The organism is Roseateles sp. L2-2, from assembly GCF_050613215.1.
Classification (GTDB): domain Bacteria; phylum Pseudomonadota; class Gammaproteobacteria; order Burkholderiales; family Burkholderiaceae_C; genus Roseateles; species Roseateles noduli.
The window spans coordinates 271,519-291,376 of record NZ_CP192509.1; the positions used below are offsets into that span (position 1 = coordinate 271,519).

The 19,858-nt window shown below is 69.0% G+C and carries 17 protein-coding genes; 12 read left to right on the top strand and 5 right to left on the bottom strand.

From position 1 onward, the window contains the following. The first annotated feature begins 138 nt into the window (after nucleotides 1-138). A complete protein-coding gene (locus ACQZ13_RS01275) occupies nucleotides 139-561 on the top strand; it encodes a universal stress protein (protein WP_088405641.1) in 423 nt (140 codons plus the stop codon). A 48-nt stretch (nucleotides 562-609) separates the two neighbouring features. Here ACQZ13_RS01275 and ACQZ13_RS01280 read toward each other — a convergent pair whose 3' ends face one another. Continuing rightward, the gene (locus ACQZ13_RS01280) at nucleotides 610-831 is read right to left on the bottom strand and encodes a hypothetical protein (RefSeq protein WP_088405642.1); all 222 of its coding nucleotides are present in this window, start codon (nucleotides 829-831) and stop codon (nucleotides 610-612) included. A gap of 295 nt (nucleotides 832-1,126) precedes the next feature. Between ACQZ13_RS01280 and ACQZ13_RS01285 the strand changes: the two genes are divergently transcribed. Beyond that, nucleotides 1,127-1,324: a hypothetical protein gene (locus ACQZ13_RS01285; RefSeq protein ID WP_431049486.1), complete on the top strand. Its 198-nt coding sequence runs from the start codon at nucleotides 1,127-1,129 to the stop codon at nucleotides 1,322-1,324. Here ACQZ13_RS01285 and ACQZ13_RS01290 read toward each other — a convergent pair. Continuing rightward, nucleotides 1,314-2,282 carry a LysR family transcriptional regulator ArgP gene (locus ACQZ13_RS01290; protein WP_431049487.1) on the bottom strand — a complete coding sequence of 323 codons (969 nt, stop codon included), beginning with the start codon at nucleotides 2,280-2,282 and terminating at the stop codon, nucleotides 1,314-1,316. The genes ACQZ13_RS01285 and ACQZ13_RS01290 overlap by 11 nt on opposite strands. Before the next feature lie 76 nt (nucleotides 2,283-2,358). Here ACQZ13_RS01290 and ACQZ13_RS01295 point away from each other — a divergent pair, with 76 nt between their 5' ends. The 4 genes from ACQZ13_RS01295 to ACQZ13_RS01310 all read left to right on the top strand — a co-directional run bounded on the left by ACQZ13_RS01295 (nucleotide 2,359) and on the right by ACQZ13_RS01310 (nucleotide 8,433). Continuing rightward, complete coding sequence (locus ACQZ13_RS01295; protein WP_088405645.1) at nucleotides 2,359-2,979, top strand: LysE/ArgO family amino acid transporter; 621 nt, start codon at nucleotides 2,359-2,361, stop codon at nucleotides 2,977-2,979. A 57-nt stretch (nucleotides 2,980-3,036) separates the two neighbouring features. After that, on the top strand, nucleotides 3,037-4,362 hold the full coding sequence (locus tag ACQZ13_RS01300; protein ID WP_431049488.1) for a D-amino acid dehydrogenase: 1,326 nt from the start codon (nucleotides 3,037-3,039) through the stop codon (nucleotides 4,360-4,362). 99 nt (nucleotides 4,363-4,461) lie between these two features. Beyond that, nucleotides 4,462-5,802, top strand: coding sequence for an Hsp70 family protein (locus ACQZ13_RS01305; RefSeq protein ID WP_431049489.1), 1,341 nt, complete (start codon nucleotides 4,462-4,464; stop codon nucleotides 5,800-5,802). A gap of 114 nt (nucleotides 5,803-5,916) precedes the next feature. Beyond that, nucleotides 5,917-8,433: a prolyl oligopeptidase family serine peptidase gene (locus tag ACQZ13_RS01310; RefSeq protein WP_431049491.1), complete on the top strand. Its 2,517-nt coding sequence runs from the start codon at nucleotides 5,917-5,919 to the stop codon at nucleotides 8,431-8,433. Nucleotides 8,434-8,451: 18 nt separating this feature from the next. On the opposite strand, the gene ACQZ13_RS01315 is transcribed toward ACQZ13_RS01310, so the two are convergent. Continuing rightward, nucleotides 8,452-9,294, bottom strand: a complete 843-nt coding sequence (locus tag ACQZ13_RS01315) for a YecA family protein (RefSeq protein WP_431049493.1) — start codon at nucleotides 9,292-9,294, stop codon at nucleotides 8,452-8,454. Between the two features lie 438 nt (nucleotides 9,295-9,732). Here ACQZ13_RS01315 and ACQZ13_RS01320 point away from each other — a divergent pair, with 438 nt between their 5' ends. Both ACQZ13_RS01320 and ACQZ13_RS01325 read left to right on the top strand, forming a co-directional pair. Further along, on the top strand, nucleotides 9,733-10,155 hold the full coding sequence (locus ACQZ13_RS01320; RefSeq protein WP_431049494.1) for a hypothetical protein: 423 nt from the start codon (nucleotides 9,733-9,735) through the stop codon (nucleotides 10,153-10,155). 32 nt (nucleotides 10,156-10,187) lie between these two features. Then, nucleotides 10,188-10,652: a GNAT family N-acetyltransferase gene (locus ACQZ13_RS01325; protein WP_431049495.1), complete on the top strand. Its 465-nt coding sequence runs from the start codon at nucleotides 10,188-10,190 to the stop codon at nucleotides 10,650-10,652. 17 nt (nucleotides 10,653-10,669) lie between these two features. On the opposite strand, the gene ACQZ13_RS01330 is transcribed toward ACQZ13_RS01325, so the two are convergent. Further along, a complete protein-coding gene (locus ACQZ13_RS01330; RefSeq protein WP_431049496.1) occupies nucleotides 10,670-11,806 on the bottom strand; it encodes a hypothetical protein in 1,137 nt (378 codons plus the stop codon). Nucleotides 11,807-12,050: 244 nt separating this feature from the next. On the opposite strand from ACQZ13_RS01330, the gene ACQZ13_RS01335 reads away from it, so the two are divergent. Then, nucleotides 12,051-12,629, top strand: coding sequence for a hypothetical protein (locus ACQZ13_RS01335; RefSeq protein ID WP_431049497.1), 579 nt, complete (start codon nucleotides 12,051-12,053; stop codon nucleotides 12,627-12,629). On the opposite strand, the gene ACQZ13_RS01340 is transcribed toward ACQZ13_RS01335, so the two are convergent. Next, the gene (locus tag ACQZ13_RS01340) at nucleotides 12,610-13,542 is read right to left on the bottom strand and encodes a LysR family transcriptional regulator (protein ID WP_431049498.1); all 933 of its coding nucleotides are present in this window, start codon (nucleotides 13,540-13,542) and stop codon (nucleotides 12,610-12,612) included. The two genes, ACQZ13_RS01335 and ACQZ13_RS01340, sit on opposite strands and share 20 nt — an antisense overlap. Before the next feature lie 224 nt (nucleotides 13,543-13,766). On the opposite strand from ACQZ13_RS01340, the gene ACQZ13_RS01345 reads away from it, so the two are divergent. From ACQZ13_RS01345 to ACQZ13_RS01355, 3 genes are all read left to right on the top strand, one after another. After that, nucleotides 13,767-15,299, top strand: coding sequence for a CoA-acylating methylmalonate-semialdehyde dehydrogenase (locus ACQZ13_RS01345; protein WP_431049499.1), 1,533 nt, complete (start codon nucleotides 13,767-13,769; stop codon nucleotides 15,297-15,299). 197 nt (nucleotides 15,300-15,496) lie between these two features. Then, entirely contained in the window at nucleotides 15,497-17,227 is a 1,731-nt protein-coding gene (locus tag ACQZ13_RS01350; RefSeq protein WP_431049500.1) for a diguanylate cyclase domain-containing protein, read from the top strand. A gap of 462 nt (nucleotides 17,228-17,689) precedes the next feature. Continuing rightward, nucleotides 17,690-19,855: a TonB-dependent siderophore receptor gene (locus tag ACQZ13_RS01355; protein ID WP_431049501.1), complete on the top strand. Its 2,166-nt coding sequence runs from the start codon at nucleotides 17,690-17,692 to the stop codon at nucleotides 19,853-19,855. The last annotated feature ends 3 nt before the right edge of the window (nucleotides 19,856-19,858 follow it).

Here is a 19,858-nt window from a genome sequence, read left to right on the forward strand (position 1 = left end):
CGGAGGGCGGATGTCGGAAAGCGCGATTGTCCAACGTCAAGGACGACGCAGCCTGCGGCATCGCTGCGGCTTTCCGGAAGCGGCCCTGTGACACACTGGTCCGAGGCCGGTCGTCGGCCGTCACAGAGGGAGATCACGATGAAGATCCTCGTCGCCGTCGATGGCAGCACCTACTCCAAGCGCATGCTGGCCTACCTCTCCGCCCACGACGAGTGGCTGGGCGGGGCCCACGACTACACCGTGGTGCACGTCGTCCCCGGCGTGCCGCCCCGCGCGGCCGCGGTGCTCGACAAGGCCGTGCTCGCCGAGTACTACCAGGAAGAGGCCGGGAAGGTGCTCAAGCCGATCCGCGCCTTCATGGACAAGCGCGGCATCAAGGCCCAGTACGTCGTCAAGACCGGGCACGCGTCGGACGCGATCACGGCCGTGGCCGAGAAGGGCCGCTTCGATCTGCTGATGATGGGCTCGCACGGCCACACGGCGCTGGGCAAGCTGGTGCTGGGCTCGGTGGCCACCAAGGTCATGGCCCACAGCGATGTGCCGGTGCTGCTGATCCGCTGATCCTCCGGCCCGGAATGCAAAAGGCGCCCGCGTGGGGCGCCTTGCGCGTCAGCCGCGTCGCGCGGCCATCCAGGAGAGCGGCGATTCCACCGCGGCCGGCGGCGCCGACTCCGATTCCAGCCCGTAGTCGCTGCGCCGGAAGTCCTCGTACTCGCTCTCGTCGCCGAAGCTCGCTTCCATGCCGAACGCGGTGCCCATGTCGGCCGGCTCCGGCTCGTGGCCGGCGGGCGGGTTGCGACGGAAAAGGCTCAGGGCGGAGGAGATTCGCATGATGGACCTCGTCGGAAAGCACGGGGTGTGACCGTCGCGCGGTGACGATGCTTCGCCGCGCGGTGAAGCACAGTTTGCGCGTCTTTGTCTTCAGGCAAATCCCCAGATCGCGGGTGCGTTGGAATCGCGCTCACAAATCCACACAGATTGGGGCGTGCCCGCCACAGATGACGCGAAATAACCACGTGCCCCACTTAGGTGTGATGCCCCCCTCAATCAGGGGTGACTATGCTCCGCGTCTTCCCTAATTCGTGGAAGCCATTGCTTTCTCATGTCTCCACTGATTCACAAATCAATGACCTGGGCGATCGTCGGCAGCGTCGTGCTGACTTCCGCCTGGCTGGCCAACTCCGTGCAGGACAAGCACGAGCGCGGCGGTTTCCGCATGCGCCTGGCCGAGCAGGGCGCCGCGCCCGCCTCGGCGTCGCCGTCCGTGACGCCGGCCCCTGTGCAGACGCTCACCAAGGTCCAGGTCGCCGCCCTCAAGCGCTGATCAAGGCCTCCCGGGCACCCCGGGCCAGCGCCTCCCCGATCTGATCCAGCAACGCCGGAGGCGCCCCGCCTTCCGGCGTTGTCGTTTTTCCGGGGCCCGCAGCGCCCGCCGCGGTCTCGCCGCCCAGCTTCCACTGGTGCCAGTACAGGGCCACCTCCACCTGGACTTCCGGGCGGAGCGCCACCAGCTCCCCGCTCGCCAGCAGCGGCCGCACCTGCAGTTCCGGCGCCACGCCCACCCCCCAACCCATCCGCACCGCGTTCACGTAGCCTTCGCTGGACGGCACGTAACGGGCGTTCAGCCGCGCCGAGCGCAGCCCCATCGCCTGCCGGACCCATTGCTGCTGGGCGTCGTCCTTGCGGTTGAACACCAGGAACGGGACCTGGGCGAAGTTCGCCGCTCCCAGCCCGTTGGGCAGCATCCGCGCCGCGAAGTCCGGGCTGGCGACGGCGATGTAGCGCATCACCCCCAGCGGCTGCGCGATGCATCCGCGCAGCGCCTGCGGCACGGTCGTGACGCAGCCCAGCACCTCGCCCTGACGCAGCCAGTCGTGGGTGAAGTCCTGGTCGTCGACGACCAGTTCCAGCCCGAAGCCCTCCCGCATCCCGCGCTGCACCAGCGGGTCCAGCGCCGGCAGCACCCAGGTCGCCAGGCTGTCGGCGTTGACGGCGATCGGGAGCCGTTCGGTCTGCGCCGACTGCACGCCGAGTTCCCGTACCACGTCCGAGCGCAGCGCCGCCAACTGGCGGGCGTAGCGCAGCAGGCGCTTGCCGGGATCCGTGAGCCGCAAGGGCCGTGAGCGCACCACCAGCAGCTGGCCGACCTGCGCCTCCAGGCTGCGCAGCCGCTGCGACACCGCGCTCTGCGTGATCGCCAGTGTCTCGGCGGCGCGTTCGAAGCTGCGTTCGTCAGCCAGCGCGGCCAGGCAGTCCAGGCCGGCGGCGTCCAGGTCTTTCATAAGCGTTCCTAATGGAGTCGCTGAGATATTAATCCCGCTTCATCAAAGACGGTGTGCTGCTGACAATCCGGCGCACATGTCATCACCCAGCGCAGCCCTGTTGCAAGGTTGGCTCACCGGAGCCGGCCTGATCGTCGCCATCGGCGCGCAGAACGCGCTGGTGCTGCGCCAGGGCCTGATGCGCCAGCACGTGGCGCCGGTGGTGGTGGTGTGCGCGCTGTCGGACATGCTGCTGATCTGGCTGGGCGTGTTCGGGCTGGGCCGGCTGATCGCCGCGAGCCCGCTGCTGATGGAAGTCTTCCGCTGGGGCGGCGCCGCCTTCCTGCTGGCCTACGGTGCCAAGGCCGCGCTGCGCGCACTGTCGCCCCGGGCCGGCCTGCAGGCGCAGGCAGGCAGCGCGACGCTGTCGGCGGTGCTGGGCAGCACGCTGGCCATGACGTATCTCAATCCCCATGTCTACCTGGACACGGTGGTGCTGCTGGGCACCGTCGGCGCGCAGCAGCCGGCCGGCCTGCAATGGCCGTTCGCGGCGGGCGCCTCGGTGGCGTCCTGGATGTGGTTCTCGCTGCTGGGCTTCGGCGCGGCGGCGGTGGCGCCGGCGTTGCGCCGGCCGGCGGTCTGGCGCAGCATCGATGCCTTGATCGCCCTCGTGATGGTCTTGCTGGGACTGCAGCTGATCCTGCGCCCGCTGGCCTGATCCCTGCATGTCCAACGCTGAATCGCAGCAGAACCACAAGTTCACCTGGAGCTCTCCATGAAGGTCATCGTCCTCGGCGCCGGCATCATCGGCATCCACACCGCCTGGTACCTGCTGGATCAGGGCCACGAGGTCGTCGTCGTCGACCGTCAGCCCGACGCGGCACTGGAGACCAGCTTCGCCAACGGCGCGCAGATCTCGGTCTGCTTCTGCGAACCCTGGGCCAACGCAGGCGCGCCGTTCAAGGTGGCGAAGTGGCTGTTGAAGGACGACGCGCCGCTGCTGTTCCGCCCGCGCCTGGATCCGGCGCAGTGGCGCTGGGGCCTGTCCTTCCTGGGCCAGTGCACGACGGCCGCGTTCGAGCGCAACGTCGAGCAGCTCGTGCGCCTGGGCCGCTACAGCCACGAGTCGCTGCAGTCGCTGGTCGCCGACACGGGCATCGAATACAACCGGCTGCAGAAGGGCATCCTGCACTTCTTCGGCAGCGAGGCCGACTTCGAGGCCGGCGCGCAAGGCGCCGAGATCATGCGCCGCCACGGCGTCGACCGCCGCGTGCTGAGCCGTGACGAGGTCCTGGCGATCGAACCGGCGCTGCGCTCGGCGCAGCATGCGGTGTTCGGCGGCACCTACACGCCGAGCGACGAATCCGGCGACGCACGCGTCTTCACGCAGGCGCTGGCGAAGCTGGCCGAAAAGCGCGGCGCGCAGTTCCTGTGGAACCACGACATCGTGACCCTGCAGCCGCAAGGCGGCGCGCAGGGCAACGAGATCGCCGGCGTGCAGATCCAGTCGCGCGAGACCGGCCAGACGCAATGGCTGAAGGGCGACGCCTACGTCGTGGCGCTGGCGTCGTACGCGCCGGCCCTGACGAAGTCGCTGGGCGAGCACCTCAACATCTATCCGGCCAAGGGCTACTCGGCCACGCTGCGGCTGAAGAAGCCGGAGCAGGCCAGCACCGTCAGCCTGCTGGACGACGCCCGCAAGATCGCGATCTCGCGCCTGGGCGACTTCGTCCGCATCGCTGGAACCGCAGAACTGGTGGGCCTGGACACCAGCCTGGACAGCCCGACCTCCAAGGTCCGCTGCGAATCGCTGGTGCGCCGCTACGAGGAGCTGTTCCCCGGCGTCGCCGACCTGTCCGAGCCGAACTACTGGACCGGCCTGCGCCCCAGCACGCCGACCAACGTGCCCTACATCGGCCGCAGCCAGAAGGCGTCCAACCTGTGGATCAACGCCGGCCACGGCACGCTGGGCTGGACGCACGGCGCCGGCTCCGGCCGTGCACTGGCGGAACTGATGAGCGGCAAGCGTCCTGCATTGGACTTCGGCTTTTACGGTGACGCGCTGCCTGCCAAGGCCGTACGAAGCTTCCAGCCCGCCTGATCCGGCGGAGCCCCTGCCGGCGTCACCGAGACGCCGGGACCCCTGAAACAAGGGCGCGGCTAGAATCCGCGCCCTTTTCGCATTTCCCGCCGCGCTGCCATGTCCTCATCGCTTTCTGACCTGCCGCGCGATTTCTGCGCCATCGACTTCGGCACCTCCAACTCGGCGGTGGCCGTGCCTGACCTCGCGCTTGAGGCCGGCCGTCCGGGCGCGATGCGCCTGGTGCCGCTCGAAGACGGCAAGGTGACCATGCCGACGGCGGTCTTCTACTTCGCCGAGGGCCGCCACGACGCCGACGGCCCGCCGCGCGCCTTCGGCCGCGCGGCCATGAGCGCCTACGTCGAGGGCACCGACGGGCGTCTGATGCGCTCGATGAAGAGCATCCTGGGTTCCAGCCTGATCGACCAGGTCACCGACGTCGGCGGCGGCCGCGGCGTGAAGTACATCGACATGCTGAGCGGCTACCTGAAGCGCCTGCGCAAGCAGGCCGGCGCCTCCGACGCGGGCGGCCACGAGCCGCGCCGGGTCGTGCTGGGCCGTCCGGTCTACTTCGTCGACGGCGAACCGGAGCGCGATGCCGCGGCGCAGGCCTCGCTGGCGGCCGCGGCGCGGGCGGTCGGCTTCGAGGACGTGCATTTCCAGTTCGAGCCGATCGCGGCCGCGTTCGACTTCGAGCAGCAGGCCGAGCGCGAGCAGCTCGTGCTGGTGGCCGACATCGGCGGCGGCACGTCCGACTTCTCGATCGTGCGCGTCGGGCCCGAGCGCGCGCAGCGGCTGGACCGCCGCGACGACATCCTGGCGAGCCACGGCGTGCACATCGCCGGCACCGACTTCGACCGCCACATCGAGCTGACCGGCATCCTGCGTGAATTCGGCTACCGCGCGCTCGGCCCCGCCAAGCCGGGCCAGACCCCGCGCGAAGTGCCCAGCGGCGTCTACTTCGACCTCGCGACCTGGCACCTGATCAACACCTGCTACAGCCCGCAGCGCGTGCTGGAGCTGCGCAACATGAAGAGCTTCTACGGCGACCCGCGCCACCATCAGCGTCTGATGACGGTGCTGGACGAGCGGCTCGGCCATGAGCTCGCGAATCGCGCGGAGGACGCCAAGATCGAGGTCGCCGGCGGCGGCGACTGCACGATCGACCTGCAGCTGATCGAGTCCGGCCTGACGGTGCAACTGTCGGAAGCCGCGGCGCTGGAATCGCTGCGCGGCGACATCGAGCGCATCGCCCAGGCGGGTCGCGAGACGGTCGAGCGCGCCGGGTTGAAGCCGTCGGACATCGACGCGCTGTACTTCACCGGCGGCTCCACCGGGCTGACCGTGCTGGCCGACCGCATCGCGGCGGACTATCCGGACGCCAAGACGGTGCGCGGCGACCGTTTCGCGTCGGTCGCGACCGGATTGGGCCTGCATGCGGCACGTCTGTTCGCTGCGTGATCCGGACGTGAGGCCGAGGGCCTGAAACCTCGGGATCACCCCGAGGGCTGACGTCGGACATCGTGGGAGGGCGCTGCTAGATTGCCGCCTTCCCTTGCTTCACGGTGCCGACACATGTCCAAGCCTCGCGCCTCGGCGTTGATCCCGCTGACCCTGTCCCTGTCCGCCGCGTTCGGCGGTCTTTCCGCGATCGCGGCACCGGCCGACGACGCGGCATCGACGTCGGCCCAGACCTCCGCCCTGACCTCCGCGGCGACCCTCGCACAGATCTATCAGCAGCCGTCCGAGGCGATCCGTGCGGTGCTCGATGCCAAGGCGCTGCCGGTCTACCAGGTCTCACCGGACCAGCGCACGCTGGCGATCGTCGTCAACCGCAAGTCGCGCGCGATCGCGGAGCTCGCCCGCCCCGTGTTGCGTCAGGCCGGCCTGCGTTACGACCCGGCCACCGACAGCCCGCAGCTGATCACCACGATCGAATCGCTGTCGTTGCGCCCCCTCCAGAACGGCGCGAGCGGCGTCGAACGCCCCGTCGCACTGCCTGCGGGCGGCGCCTTCCATCTCCTGCGTTTCTCGCCGGACGGCAAACGCTTCCTGCTGAACCGTCGCACCGACACGGCCGTCGAGCTGTGGGTCGGCGACGTCGCGACAGGCAAGCTCAAGGCGGTGCCCAAGCTCAAGCTGCACACGATGCTCGAGAACGACGTCGTGTGGCTCAACGACCATGAACTCGTCACGCTGACGGTGCCGGCCAAGCGTGGTGCTGCTCCCACCTTCGCCGCGCCGTCGGGCCCGGCTATCCAGGAATCCATCGCGCGCAACTCGCCGGAGCGCACGCAGCAGGACCTGCTGACCAACGCGCAGGAGGCGGCCGTCTTCGCGCACCATGCGACCTCGCAGCTGGCGCGCATCGACCTCAACACCGGCGCGGTGCGGCCGGTCGGCGAGCCGGGCATCTTCAGCCACCTCGAAGCGCTGGGCACGCCGGGTCAGGTCTTGACCATGCGGCTGCTGCCGCCGTTCAGCTACCAGGTCGGCTGGGACGACTTCGCGGCCCAGGCCGAGGTGCGCGGCGTCGACGGCAAGGTCGCGTCGATCGGCAAGGTCAAGCTCAAGGAAGGCGTGCCGGTCGAAGGCGTGATCACCGGCCCGCGCAACTTCTTCGCCTCGCCCGGCGCAGACGGCGCGGTCTACTGGGTCGAGGCGCTGGACGGCGGCGACAACCGCGCGCAGGTGCCGCATCGCGATCGTCTGATGCGTCTGGACGCGCCGTATACCGGCGAGGCGCGCGAGGTGCATCGCGTGCCGCAGCGGCTGTCGCGGCTCGAATTCGTCGAAGGCGGCAAGCAGGCGCTGGTGCAGGACTTCGACCTGACGAAGATGCGGACATCGACCGAGCTGGTCGCGATGGACGGCGCATCGCCGGCGCAGCGGCTGATCGAGCGCTCCGTGCGCGACCGCTACCGCGATCCCGGCACGCCGGTGCATCGCATGCAGCCGACGGGACGCCCGGTCGTGCGCCTGGACGGCGACGCGATCTGGTACTTCGGCACCGGCGCGAGCCCGGAAGGCGACAAGCCTTTCATCGATCGGCTGGTGCTGGCGAGCAACAAGAAGACGCGCGTGTTCCAGTCGGGCTCCGAGGCCAACGGCGGCGACAGCGCGCACTACGAGCGCCCGCTGGCCGTGCTCGACACCGAAGGCGCCCGCGTCCTGACGGTGCGCGAGAGCGTGAGCGAGCCCGGCAACGTGATGCTGCGCGGCGGTGCCGCGCTCGCGACCGCACAGGCGCTGACCGATGCGAAAGACCCGTCGCCGCAGCTGCGCGACATCCAGCGCGAGTTCGTCCGCTTCAAGCGCGCGGACGGCGTGGAGCTCTCGTTCTGGCTCTACAAGCCGCCGGGTTACAAGGCCGGCGAGCGCCGTCCGACCTTCGTCTGGGCCTATCCGCTGGAGTACACCGATGCGTCGACCGCGGGTCAGGTGAGCGGCTCCGGCAACCGCTTCAACACCTTCGCGGGCACCAGCCCGCTGATGCTGCTGCTGGACGGCTACGTGGTGCTGATGGACGCGACCATGCCGGTGGTCGGCGATCCGAAGACGGTGAACGACAGCTTCATCGCGCAGATCACGGCCAACGCGCAGGCGGTTATCGACAAGGCGGTGGAACTGGGCGTCAGCGACCGCGAGCACATGGTCGTCGGCGGCCACAGCTACGGCGCGTTCATGACGGCCAACCTGCTGGCGCACACCCATCTGTTCAAGGCGGGCATCGCGCGCAGCGGCGCGTACAACCGCAGCCTGACGCCCTTCGGCTTCCAGAGCGAGCGCCGCACCTACTGGGAGGCACAGGACGTCTACCAGAAGCTGTCGCCGTTCAATTACGCCGACAAGCTGAAGGAGCCGCTGCTGCTGATCCACGGCGAGGCGGACAACAACTCCGGCACCTTCCCGATCCAGAGTGCGCGGCTGTACCAGGCGCTGGCGGGCACGGGCGGCTCGGTGCGTTACGTCACGCTGCCGTTCGAGTCGCACGGCTACTCGGCGCGCGAGTCGGTGGGGCACACGCTCTGGGAGATGAGCGAGTGGATGAAGCGCCAGGTCGGCCCCGGCGCGCCGATTCCCCAGCCCTGAGGCTGAGCGCCGACGACCTCAGCGCGGGCGACGCGGCGGCGGTCCGCCGCGGCCGCCCGGGCCGCCGCGGTGGCCGCCGGAGCGCTGCGGCTTGGGCGCAGGGATCGGCCGGGACACATCGGCCAGCAGAAGGCTGGCGCGGACCAGGCTCTCGACGGCGTCGTCGAGTTCTTCGGGCGGCTCCAGGCTCTCGATCTCCTCGAGCAGGGCGTCGGCGTCCTCGAGGTCCTCGGGATCCAGGTGCATGTAGAGCTGGGCGAGCGGCTCGGTGAGTTCGGTCTCGTCCAGATTCATCAGCGCGGGGAACAGGTCCGCGGCGAGCGCGAAGCCGGCGACCCAGGGCAACACGGTCTCGGAGGCGGAGGCGTCCTCGTCGAGCTCGAAGACCCAGGGATCGAACCACTGGCGATCGTTGATCGCGAGCCGCAGGTCGTGTTCGCGGCGCTGGACGAGCTGCAACAGCGGCCGCGCGTCGTAGCGGGCGGGCGCGGGGCGGCCTTCCTCGGAATCCAGCACCCAGCGCCACCAGTCGGACAGCGGGACCGGCTTGGGTTGCAGGATCACCGCGACCAGGAAGCCGTCGAGCATGGAGACGTCCAGCGGCTCCAGCGGCGCGGGGACCTCGTCGAGCAGCGATTGCAGCTCGTCGAGATCGGCGTCGCTCCAGGCTTCGGGCGGCGCGGCGGGGGCCGGGGCGGCGGACGGCGCGTAAGGCGAGTTCGGCGCGGACGGGCCCGACGGTCCGAATCCCTGCTGCGGCCGCGGACCGCGCTGCGGCGTGCCGGTCTTGGCGGGGCCCCCGGAAGACTTGGGAGCGGGCCGGCGAGGCGCGGATTTGTTGGGGTGCTTGGGCGCGGTCATGGGTGGCGATTATCCGGGCGGGCTGTCCGGCACGCGTGCAAGCGCCACTTCTGTTCGCTACCGAACAGAAGTCATGGTTCGAAGGAGGCGATTCGTGTGCAGTTTTCCGTAATGTGGAGTCGCTCTTACGCCTGCTAACCATTTCGCGCATGTATCCCACCTTGAGGGGATGCCGCACGCTCAGGGTTCGCCCTAGAGTCCATCTACGCCCTCCAACGGCGCGGCCCCAGGGCCCCGATGGACGGCACCGATCCCAACGACGTCCTTTCTAGGACTTGCAACGCCCGGTCAGCTCTGCTGGTCGGGCGTCCTTTTTTGTGCCGTCCGGAAGGGGGCACGACAAGGCCACCGTTCATCGGCGATGCGATCGCATCGACTTCATGCTGACCTCACGCGTCATCCTCACAGTCCGGGACTTCTTCTTTTCCCGGAATGTCCATGTGGGTTCGTATCGCTCTGGTGCTGTTGACGCTGGTTGGGCTCGTCCTCTTCGGCCTCGGCAGTCTGCTCTCTGCCCTGCCGGATCCCTGTGACAACGACGTTGTGGCCGAGGTCCGATCGCCGCAAGGCGGACAGCGCCTGGTGGTGTTCGTCCGCGGCTGCGGAGCGACGACTTCGAATTCCACGCAGGTGTCGTTGCTGGCGGCCGACGAGCCGCTGGACAACGAAGGCGGCAACCTGCTCATCGTGGATGGCAACCGGGGGACGGCGCCAATCGTTCCGCACGGCGGTCCTTTCGTCGAGGCGCAATGGATCGACGAGCACACGGTGCTGCTCAGGCATCACGTGTCGGCGCGGGTCTTCAAGAAGAAAGAGCGTGTCGGCGGCGTGCGGGCAAGTTATCGACCCTTGGCCTCGTGATCCGCCGTCCGGGACCGCTACGATCCCGCGCCATGTCGACTTCGATGACTTCGTCCCCGCAAGTGCATCTGGCGCCGGTGAGCGCCGGCGACGCCGAAGCGCTCGTCGCCCTGCGCATCGCCGCCATGCGCGAAAGCCTGGAGCGCATCGGCCGCTTCGATCCCCAGCGCGCCCGCGAGCGCTTCCTGTCGAGCTTCGATCCGGCGCGCACACGGCACGTCGTCGTCGACGGACATCGCGTCGGCTTTGTCGTCACCACGCCGCAGGCGGCGTGGCTGTCGCTCGATCATCTCTACATCGATCCGGCGAGCCAGGGTCGCGGGATCGGCGCGGCGGTGCTCGCGGACGTGTTCGACGAGGCGAGGCGGCTCGCGCTGCCGGTGCGCGTCGGCGCGCTGAAGCAGAGCGATTCGAATCGCTTCTACAAGCGCCATGGCTTCGAGCTCGTGGAAGAGGGCGAGTTCGATTGCTACTACGTGAGGCCCTCGGGACCGTGATCGCCCTGAAGCGCGCTTCAACGGCCCGCGAAGTTCTCCGTCCGGTAACCGAAGTGCTCAGCCAGGCGTTTGATCGCGCCGTCGAACTTCTCGCACTCGAATCTGAAGCGGCCGCGATCGATGATCGCGGGTCCCAGCAGCGATGAGAAACGCTCCACGACGTCGGTCTTGGGAGACGGGTCGAAGAGCCAGAAGCGCTCGATGAAGCTGTCCGAGATCGTGCTGAGCGAATAGAAGGAGCGGAAGAACTGGTCCGACGCCGGCAGCGAATAGCCGATGACGAAGATGTTCTCCGCCGCCGCCAGGGCCTCGCTCGCCGAGCGCCAGACCGACTTCAACTGCTCCTGATACCAGCCCTTGTTCCAGGTCGGCGGCACGATGATGGGCTCCGGGTAGAGGTCCATGCCCCACTTGTCCGGTCCGTAGATCAGCTCCATGGTGTCGATCGGACGCTCGGCCGGGTGTTCCAGACCCAGCCGATCCCAATAGGTCCGCATCGGCAGCTTCCTGAGGGGCTGCGGCGCGATCTCTCCCGTTTCTGGATTCCGGAACCAGTTCAGGGAACCGTGCACCTTGTAGTGCGCGATGGAACGCTTGGATCGGACGGGTGAGCCCGCCAGCCCATAGTCCGGCTCGAAGCCGCGCAAGGTCAGCGCATAGTCCAGGCACAGGTCGTAGTTGAAGTTGATGACCGTGACCGGCGAGGCTTCCCGGTGATCCCGAAGCTCGATCAGCAATTCGGCGAAGGCGTCGTAGGGATACGGCGCGGGGATGACCTGCTCCTTGCCGTCGATGGGATAGAGGATCGCCTGCTCCAAGGTCCGCATGATCAGGTAGCGGAGGCTCTTGGGGAGCTGCTTGACCACCGACTCATCGAGATCGGAGAGCCTGCCGATCAGGCTCGCCATCTCGTAGGTGGAAAACAGGTTCTCGATGTTGTCGATGTCGATGGTGGACTTGACGAAGGCGCCTTGCAGCTTGCGGCGGGCATCGAGAATCCCTTCGAAGTGCGGCTGTGCCCAACCGGCTTCGCCGAGCCGGAAGATGCGCGTCGCGGCATCGATGAAATCGAACATCAACGGCCCGCCCGCGGCTCGCGACGCGCCGGCCCCCAGGATAAATACGGTCTTCATGGTGGTGTCCCGGACGGCCAAGCATGGGAGAACGCCGCCCCTCGCCGATGTTGACGGGGAGTCGTCCGTGCGTGCATCCACAAAGCTGAGGATGCGGACCCATCGCGCAGCGCGGGCGACACGCGCATGAGAGCGGATGAGAGGGCGGATGACGCCGGATTAAAGAATCCCTCTCCCACGGTCGCCTTGACGTCGATGGGCGCCCGGCACACGCATCGGTCGCCGCCGTGATCCCTTCGGCTCACGGACCTGATTGGGAACCGACATGGACACGACCTTCGACGACGCGGCCGTCACCGCCGCGGCCGCGACTTCCGCCGCCTCCGCTGCCACGAGCACTTTTCGCGACGCGCGCCACCTGATGGAGGACGTCGCCGCCCGCCTGCGCGACAGCCTGGCGCGGACGGAGACGGACCTCGCCGCGCTGTTGCATCTGAACGAGCGCGCGGAGTCCGAGCGCGACGAACTGCAGTCGCATCTGGACCAGGTCGCCGCCGCACGCGATGAGGCGCTCTCCCGCGTCGCCGAACGCGACGCCAGCATCGAGCGCCTCACCATCGAGCTGCGCCATGCGCGCGACATCGCCTCCGATGCGCTCGTCGGCAAGGCCAAGGATCAACTCGCGATCGCCGGCAAGGACGCGCAGCTCGTCGACCTCCGACAGCAGCTGGAACGCCAGGTCGCGACCTCCGCCGCTGAATCCGACAAGCGCCTCGCCGCTGAGATGGAACTCGTCGGCGCCACGACCGCGCGCGACAACTTCGCCGCCGAGATCGCCGACCTTCGTGCGCGCCTGGATGCCCAATCGGGGATAGGCGCCGCGGTCAATACCCCTCGCGCATGACCGCCTTGAGGTGATCGATCAGCAGGCGCACCCCCTGCGGGGTGTGGCTGCTCCAGGGGTGGATCGCGTAGATCGCATCGCCGAAGAAGCCGACCGCGCGCCAATCGGGCAGCACCTCGACCAGTCGTCCCTCCCGCATCGCGTCCTGCGCGCTGAAGTCCGGCAGCAGCGCGATGCCCAGCCCGGACAGCGCGCCGTCCCGCAGCACCTCGCTATTGCTCGCGCGGAAGTTGCCCTGCACGGGCACGCGGATGCGCTCGCGCTCCGCCTCGCCCGCGCCGCGCTCGAAGAACCACTGCGCCGGGCCCGGTCGCAGGTACGGCAGGCAGCGGTGCTGCGCCAGTTCCGCCGGATGCTGCGGGACGCCGGCACGCTTGAGGTAAGCCGGGCTCGCGGTCAGCAGCGCCCGCGAGGCGCAGAGCTTGAACGCCACATGCGTCTCCGGCGGCGCGCTCGTGTGCCGGATCGCCAGGTCGAAGCCCTCCTGCGCCAACGGCACCAGCCGGTCGGACAGGTCGAGCTCGATCCGCAACTCCGGGTATTTCTCGAAGAACGACGGCAGCGCCGGGGCCACGTGTTGCCTGCCCAGCGCCACCGGCGCCGTGACGCGCAGCAGGCCGCGCGGCGCACCCGCGGCGTCACGCGCTTCGCTCAGGCTGCGGCTCAGCAGCGCAAGACCCGGCTCCGCCTGCTCGACGAGTCGCGACCCCGCCTCGCTCAGGCGCACCGAGCGCGTCGTGCGCTGCACCAGCTGCTGGTCGAGGTGGCGTTCCAGCTCCGCCACCCGCTGGCTGATCGCTGCCTTCGACAGACCCAGCCGCTGCGCTGCCTTCGTGAAGCTGCCGAGACGGGCCACCGCGATCAACGCCTGCAGCTGCGACCACAGCAGCTCGTCGCGCGCTTCCCCCCGCAAGGACGAGGGAGCCTCGACTTCCGGGGGAACGGCGGGGGCGGACGCGGCAGTTAAGCGGGCGTCTGTGGGCGAAGGGGTGGGGGAGCGGCGGGCCATGATTGTTCAGTCTATCGAACAATGTGGTTGGTGATCTGGGCTAGGCAGGTGGGAGCGCGCTGCCTAGACTCGTTCCTACCCCCATAGGTCGGCGCGGTAGCGCGGGCCCCAAGAAGCAGGAGACCGCCGTGACCTCGTCCACCAACGCCCCCGTCGCCTTCACCGACGGCGCCGACATCACCCACTTCATCGCCGGTGAGCGTCGCCCGGCCACCTCGGGGCGCAGCCAGGCGGTCTTCAATCCCGCCACGGGCCAGGTCGCGCGTCAGCTCCAGCTCGGCAACGTCGAGGACGTGAACACCGCCGTCGCCGCCGCGCAGGCCGCGTTCCCCGCGTGGGCGGACGCGCCGCCGCTGCGGCGTGCGCGGGTGATGTTCAAGTTCCTCGAGCTGTTGAACCAGCACCGCGACCGCCTCGCCGCGATGATCACCGCCGAGCACGGCAAGGTCTTCACCGACGCGCAGGGCGAGGTGAGCCGCGGCATCGACGTCGTCGAATTCGCCTGCGGCGTGCCACAGCTGCTCAAGGGCGACTACACCGAGCAGGTCTCCACCGGCATCGACAACTGGACCACCCGCCAGGCGCTGGGCGTCGTCGCCGGCATCACGCCGTTCAACTTCCCGTTCATGGTCCCGATGTGGATGGCGCCGCTGGCCATCGCCACCGGCAATGCCTTCATCCTCAAGCCCAGCGAGCGCGATCCGTCGCCCAGCCTCGCCATCGCCGAGCTCTTCAAGCAGGCCGGCCTGCCCGACGGCATTTTCCAGGTCGTGCAGGGCGACAAGCAGGTTGTCGACGCGCTGCTCCACCATCCCGACGTGCGCGCGCTGAGCTTCGTCGGCTCCACGCCGATCGCGCAGTACATCTACGAGACCGGCGCCCGCCACGGCAAGCGCGTGCAGGCGCTGGGCGGCGCGAAGAACCACATGGTCGTCATGCCCGACGCCGACATCGACCAGGCCGTCGACGCGCTCATCGGCGCGGCCTACGGCTCGGCGGGCGAGCGCTGCATGGCGATCTCGGTGGCCGTGCTGGTCGGCGACGTCGCCGACCGCATCGTGCCGCTGCTCGCGGAGCGCGCGAAGGCGCTCAAGATCAAGAACGGCATGGCGCTCGATGCGGAGATGGGGCCGATCGTCACGCGCGAGGCGCGCGACCGCATCGAGGGCTACATCGCCCACGGCGTCGAGGAAGGCGCGTCGCTCGTGGTCGACGGTCGCGGGCATCGTGTCGAGGGGCTGCCCGACGGCTTCTTCACCGGCGGCACGCTCTTCGACCACGTGACGCCGGCCATGCGCATCTACAAGGAAGAGATCTTCGGCCCGGTGCTCGCCTGCGTGCGGGTCAAGGACTTCGGCGACGCGCTGGACCTCGTCAACGCGCACGAGTTCGGCAACGGCGTCGCCTGCTTCACCAGCGACGGCAACGTCGCCCGCGAATTCGCCCGCCGCGTGCAGGTCGGGATGGTGGGCATCAACGTGCCCATCCCCGTGCCCATGGCGTGGCATGGCTTCGGCGGCTGGAAGAAGAGCCTCTTCGGCGACATGCACGCCTACGGCGAGGAGGGCGTGCGCTTCTATACGAAGCAGAAGAGCGTCATGCAGCGCTGGCCCGCCAGCATCGCCAAGGGCGCCGAGTTCGTGATGCCGACGAGCAAGTGAACTGCCACGGCCGCTGGCCCTCACCCCCACCCTCTCCCGCAAGCGGGAGAGGGAGTGAGAATGCACCGAGCTGACCGTGACTCCCGCGCCCTTCAATGGGCGCAGCGCTCCCTTCTTACTCCCTCTCCCGCTTGCGGGAGAGGGCAGGGGTGAGGGCCAGCAGCCGTTGCACGCCGCCGATCGGCTAACCTTGCCGGATGTTTCCGACCGGCGACCCCTCTTCCGACCCGACCCAGCCCGCGGCGCTCGACGGCGTGCCGCTGAGCGAGCTGCTCGAGCGCGCGCGTCTGGCGCAGCAGCAGGCGCGGCTCGACGACGGCGTCGTGCTGGCCGACGCGATCTGGGATCGCGCCGACGCCGAGGGCTTCATCAACGAGCAGGCCGAGGCCGGCAAGCTGCGCAGCTTCTTCCGGCTGCGCCTGGGCGATCTGCCCGGCATGCTCGACGTCGGCGAGCGCGCGCTGCGCCTGATGCGGCCGCTCGGCGCCAGCCCCGCGATGTGCGAGCTGCTGCGCTGGATGAGCCTCGCGGCCTGCGAGCTCGGCGCCTACGAACAAGGCCTGGCCTGCGCGCATGAGGCGCTGAAGCTCGCCGGCGAGCTCGGCGACGTGCGGCTGCACGCGGTCGCGCTCAACGGACTCGGCGCCTGCTTCGAGCGCATGGGCGACCCCTGGCAGGCCGAGCGCCTGATGAGCGAGGCGGCCGGCCTGCTCCGCACCAACGCCACGCCCTTCGAGCGCGTGGTCACGCTCACCAACCTCTGCACCGTCGCCATCGGTGCCTACCACCTGCAGCGCGACGGCGCCGCGCCCGAGCAGGCAACGCGCACGCTTGAACGCGCACTCGAACTCGCCCGCGAAGCGCGCCCGCATTCGCTGCAGCTCGGCGATCGTTACGGCATCGCGCTCACCGCCTCCAACTTCGGCGAGGTCCTGCTGTTGATGGGGCGCCTCGACGAAGCCGAGCCGCTGCTCATCGAAGCCCGCGACGAATGCGAACGCGCCGGCTTCCGACTGCTGGACTGGCGCCTGCGCTGCATGCTCGCCGAGCTGCAACTCGCGCGCGGCCAGGCCACCGCCGCCTGGCAGCAGCTGCAGGCGTTGCGCGAGGAGACCGAACATCTCGCGCCCGGTGGCACGCCGTCCGCGCTGAACGCGCCCACGCTGCCCATCGCCTCGACGGCGTCCACCGCGTCGACGGCGCCGGCGAGTCCGGCGCTGAAGGACGTGCCGCTGTTCCTGCGCGTGCGGCTGCACCAGGCCAGCTATCGCGCCGCGAAGGCGCTGGCGCTGCTGGGGCCGTCGCTGTTCCACCTCGAACAGGCGCGCACGCTGGAGCGTCGGCGCGCGGTCTCGCAGCTGATGGCGCAATCGCAGTACTTCGTCTCGCGGATGGAGGCGGAGTTCGCCGCCGATCCGGCGAGCCTCGCTGCGCGCGACGCCGCCGAATTCAAGGATCCGCTCACGGGTCTGGGCAATCGGCGCTGCCTGGAGGCGCGGTTGCCGCCGCTGCTGCGCACGGCGGAGCAGGAGGATAGACCGCTCACCGTCGCATTGATCGATGCCGACGGCTTGCGCAACATCAACGAGCGCCACGGCAACGACATCGGTGATCGAGTCCTGCAGGAGCTGGCCGAGTTGCTGCGCGAGAACACGCGTGGTTCCGACCTGCTGCTGCGCTGGAGCGGCGAGGAGTTCCTCGTCGTCTTCCCCGACACCATCGCGGATCGCGGGTTCGAAGTGTGCGAGCGCATCCGTGCCAGTGTCTCGGTGCATCCGTGGCACGAGCTCGCGCCGGGCCTGGACGTCACGCTCAGCATGGGCCTGGCGAGTGCGCCGCCGTACGCGACGGACCTGCTCATTGCGCGCGCCAATGCGGCCGTCGAGCGCGCCAAGCATCTGGGACGCAATCGGGTCGCCCTGGCCTGAGTGCGACGCTTGGATCGGGGTCAACGACTTCCACTGGGGCCGGAATGGGGCTTGGGGTTCGCGGACGCGAGGCCCCATGCCCCGTGGAGAGCCCGCGCTTGGCGAAGCGAAGGAGGGCCCGACCTGAAGACCGCACAAGGTGACAGGTTTTGCCTGAGCCCGGGGCGTGACTGTTTCTACAATGAGAACAGTTCTCATCTGCCGCGTAAACCCCGGCCGATGACCCGCCCGCCAGCCTGATCTTCTGCTCCCCCGCGCCCTGCAACGCCAGTTGCCTGCGCCGCGCGACTCTGGGGCTGATCCCGCAAGCCTTCGTCTTCCACCTCCCTCCCCGGGGCTGGTGCGCCTGCGCGCGCCGGTATGCGGGCTCTCGCCTGCTCGATGCTGTTCTTTCACATGTCACGCTCCTCCCGAACTCCTGTCGCGGCTGCTGTCGCGTTCCTCCTGTCTGCCGGTGCCGCCGTGGCCCAGTCGACGTCGGTGCCTGCTCGCGATGTCGATGTGCCCGATGCCGAGGCGTCAGAACCTGCCGCCGAGTCCGCTGCTGAAGTCGCCGGCGAGGGCGTGGCCCGCGCCGACCGCCGCCGCGCGCTGGACCGTGTGACCATCAGCGCCGCGCGCAAGAAGCTCGAAGGTGCGAGCACGCGCCTGCCGCTGACCGCGCGCGAGACGCCGCAGTCCATGAGCAGTCTCGACGCGAGCCGCCTTGAGAACGAGACGCTGATCAGCATCAACGACGTGATGCAGAACATCACCGGCGTGAACGTGTCGTTCTACGACACGCAGCGTCCGTTGTACTTCGCGCGCGGCTTCCAGATCACCGACTTCCAGATCGACGGCGTGCCTACCTACAGCGGCGGCACACAGCAGGAGTACGACACCGTCTTCTACTCCCGCATCGACGTCGTGCGCGGCGCCAACGGTCTCACCACCGGCGCCGGCATCCCGTCGGCGACGGTCAACATGATCCGCAAGCGGCCGGAGAAGGCGTTCTCCGCCTATGGCGGCCTGGTGATGGGCTCGGAAGACTTCCATCGCGTCGAAGCCGACCTCAACACGCCGATCACGCGCGACGGCAGCGTGCGCGCGCGCCTGATCGCCTCGGCGCAGGAGAAGGACGGCTACCGCGATCGCCACAGCGAGACCAAGACCGCATTCATGGCCACGGTCGAGGCCGACCTGACGTCCACCACGACGCTGACCGTGGGCTACCAGGACCAGAACAACGTGCCGAAGGGTCCGATCTGGGGCACGATCCCGCGCTTCGCCTCGGACGGCTCGCTGGCCGACCTGCCGCGCGAGACCAGCTTCTCTCCGCCGTGGACGCGCTGGTCGCGCCAGAACGGCACCTTCTATGCGCAGCTGGAGCAGAAGCTCGGTGCCGACTGGACGCTCAAGGCCATCGCCAACCACAGCGAGGGCAATACCTTCAGCCTGCGCACCTACGCCAGCGGTTATCCGGATCCGAAGACCGGTGCAGGCCTCAAGCTGCTCGCCGCCGTCGGCAAGAGCTGGGAGAAGCGCGACAGCCTCGACCTCTACGCCTCGGGCACGCTGGACCTGTTCGGCCGCAAGCACGACCTGGTGATCGGTGCCAACGGCGTGAAGACGACGACCACCACGCCGACGCTGACCTCGGTCGCCTCGTGGAGCTACAACATCCCCGACATCCGCACCTGGGACGGCAACGCGCCCGCGCCGACCTTCAGCGCCACCGGCGCGAAGCGCGTCGCCGAGACCGAGCAGAGCGGCGTCTTCGCGATGGGCCGCTGGAAGCTGCTGGAGCCGCTGTCCCTGATCACCGGCGCGCGCCTGAGCTACTGGAAGACCGGCACCGACGCCTTCAACACGGCCGGCAACTTCACCGCCCGCACCGGCGCCTACAAGGTGACCGACGAGGTCTCTCCGTACTTCGGCGTCGTCTACGACGTCACCGACGCCGTCTCGTTCTACGCCAGCTACACCGACCTGTTCAAGCCGCAGAACTACAAGGACAAGAACGACAACCTGCTCGCGCCGGTCCGCGGCAGCAACACCGAGTTCGGCCTCAAGGGCGAGTTCCTCGACAAGCGGCTGGCGGTGTCGGCCGCGGTGTTCGAGGCCAAGCAGGACAACTACGCGGTGCGCGACTCGTCGGTGCCAGAGGGCACGTTGCCCGACGGCGGCTCCGCGTACATCGGCGTCAACGGCACGAAGACCAAGGGCTTCGAAGTCGACGTCGCCGGCCAGCTCGCGCCGGGCTGGACGCTGAACGCGGGTTACGCCAACACGCGCATCACGCGCAACGCGCTGGACCTGATCTACGCCAACCTGCCACGCCACACGGTGCAGCTGAGCACCAGCTACCGCCTGCGCGGCGCGTGGGAGCGTCTCACCGTCGGCGCCGGCGTGAACGCGCAGAGCACGGTCGCGGGCTACGGCATCCCGCATCCGACGCTGGGCACGGTGACCGTCACGCAGGGCAGCTACGTGCTGCTGAACCTGCACGCCAACTACCAGCTGAACGACCACTTCAGCCTCGGCCTGTCGGTCCGCAACGCGCTCGACAAGACCTACTGGGCCAACCTCGACTATCCCAACTACGGGGATCCGCGCAGCGTCATGCTGAGCCTGCGCGGCCGGTTCTGACGC

Coding starts and splice junctions, on each gene's coding strand:
- ACQZ13_RS01295 (WP_088405645.1), top strand. CDS start 2,359: ATGTCATCACCCAGCGCAGCCCTGTTGCAAGGTTGGCTCACCGGAGCC.
- ACQZ13_RS01335 (WP_431049497.1), top strand. CDS start 12,051: ATGGACACGACCTTCGACGACGCGGCCGTCACCGCCGCGGCCGCGACT.
- ACQZ13_RS01285 (WP_431049486.1), top strand. CDS start 1,127: ATGACCTGGGCGATCGTCGGCAGCGTCGTGCTGACTTCCGCCTGGCTG.
- ACQZ13_RS01320 (WP_431049494.1), top strand. CDS start 9,733: ATGTGGGTTCGTATCGCTCTGGTGCTGTTGACGCTGGTTGGGCTCGTC.
- ACQZ13_RS01290 (WP_431049487.1), bottom strand. CDS start 2,282: ATGAAAGACCTGGACGCCGCCGGCCTGGACTGCCTGGCCGCGCTGGCT.
- ACQZ13_RS01315 (WP_431049493.1), bottom strand. CDS start 9,294: ATGACCGCGCCCAAGCACCCCAACAAATCCGCGCCTCGCCGGCCCGCT.
- ACQZ13_RS01325 (WP_431049495.1), top strand. CDS start 10,188: ATGTCGACTTCGATGACTTCGTCCCCGCAAGTGCATCTGGCGCCGGTG.
- ACQZ13_RS01280 (WP_088405642.1), bottom strand. CDS start 831: ATGCGAATCTCCTCCGCCCTGAGCCTTTTCCGTCGCAACCCGCCCGCC.
- ACQZ13_RS01300 (WP_431049488.1), top strand. CDS start 3,037: ATGAAGGTCATCGTCCTCGGCGCCGGCATCATCGGCATCCACACCGCC.
- ACQZ13_RS01310 (WP_431049491.1), top strand. CDS start 5,917: ATGTCCAAGCCTCGCGCCTCGGCGTTGATCCCGCTGACCCTGTCCCTG.
- ACQZ13_RS01305 (WP_431049489.1), top strand. CDS start 4,462: ATGTCCTCATCGCTTTCTGACCTGCCGCGCGATTTCTGCGCCATCGAC.
- ACQZ13_RS01275 (WP_088405641.1), top strand. CDS start 139: ATGAAGATCCTCGTCGCCGTCGATGGCAGCACCTACTCCAAGCGCATG.
- ACQZ13_RS01350 (WP_431049500.1), top strand. CDS start 15,497: ATGTTTCCGACCGGCGACCCCTCTTCCGACCCGACCCAGCCCGCGGCG.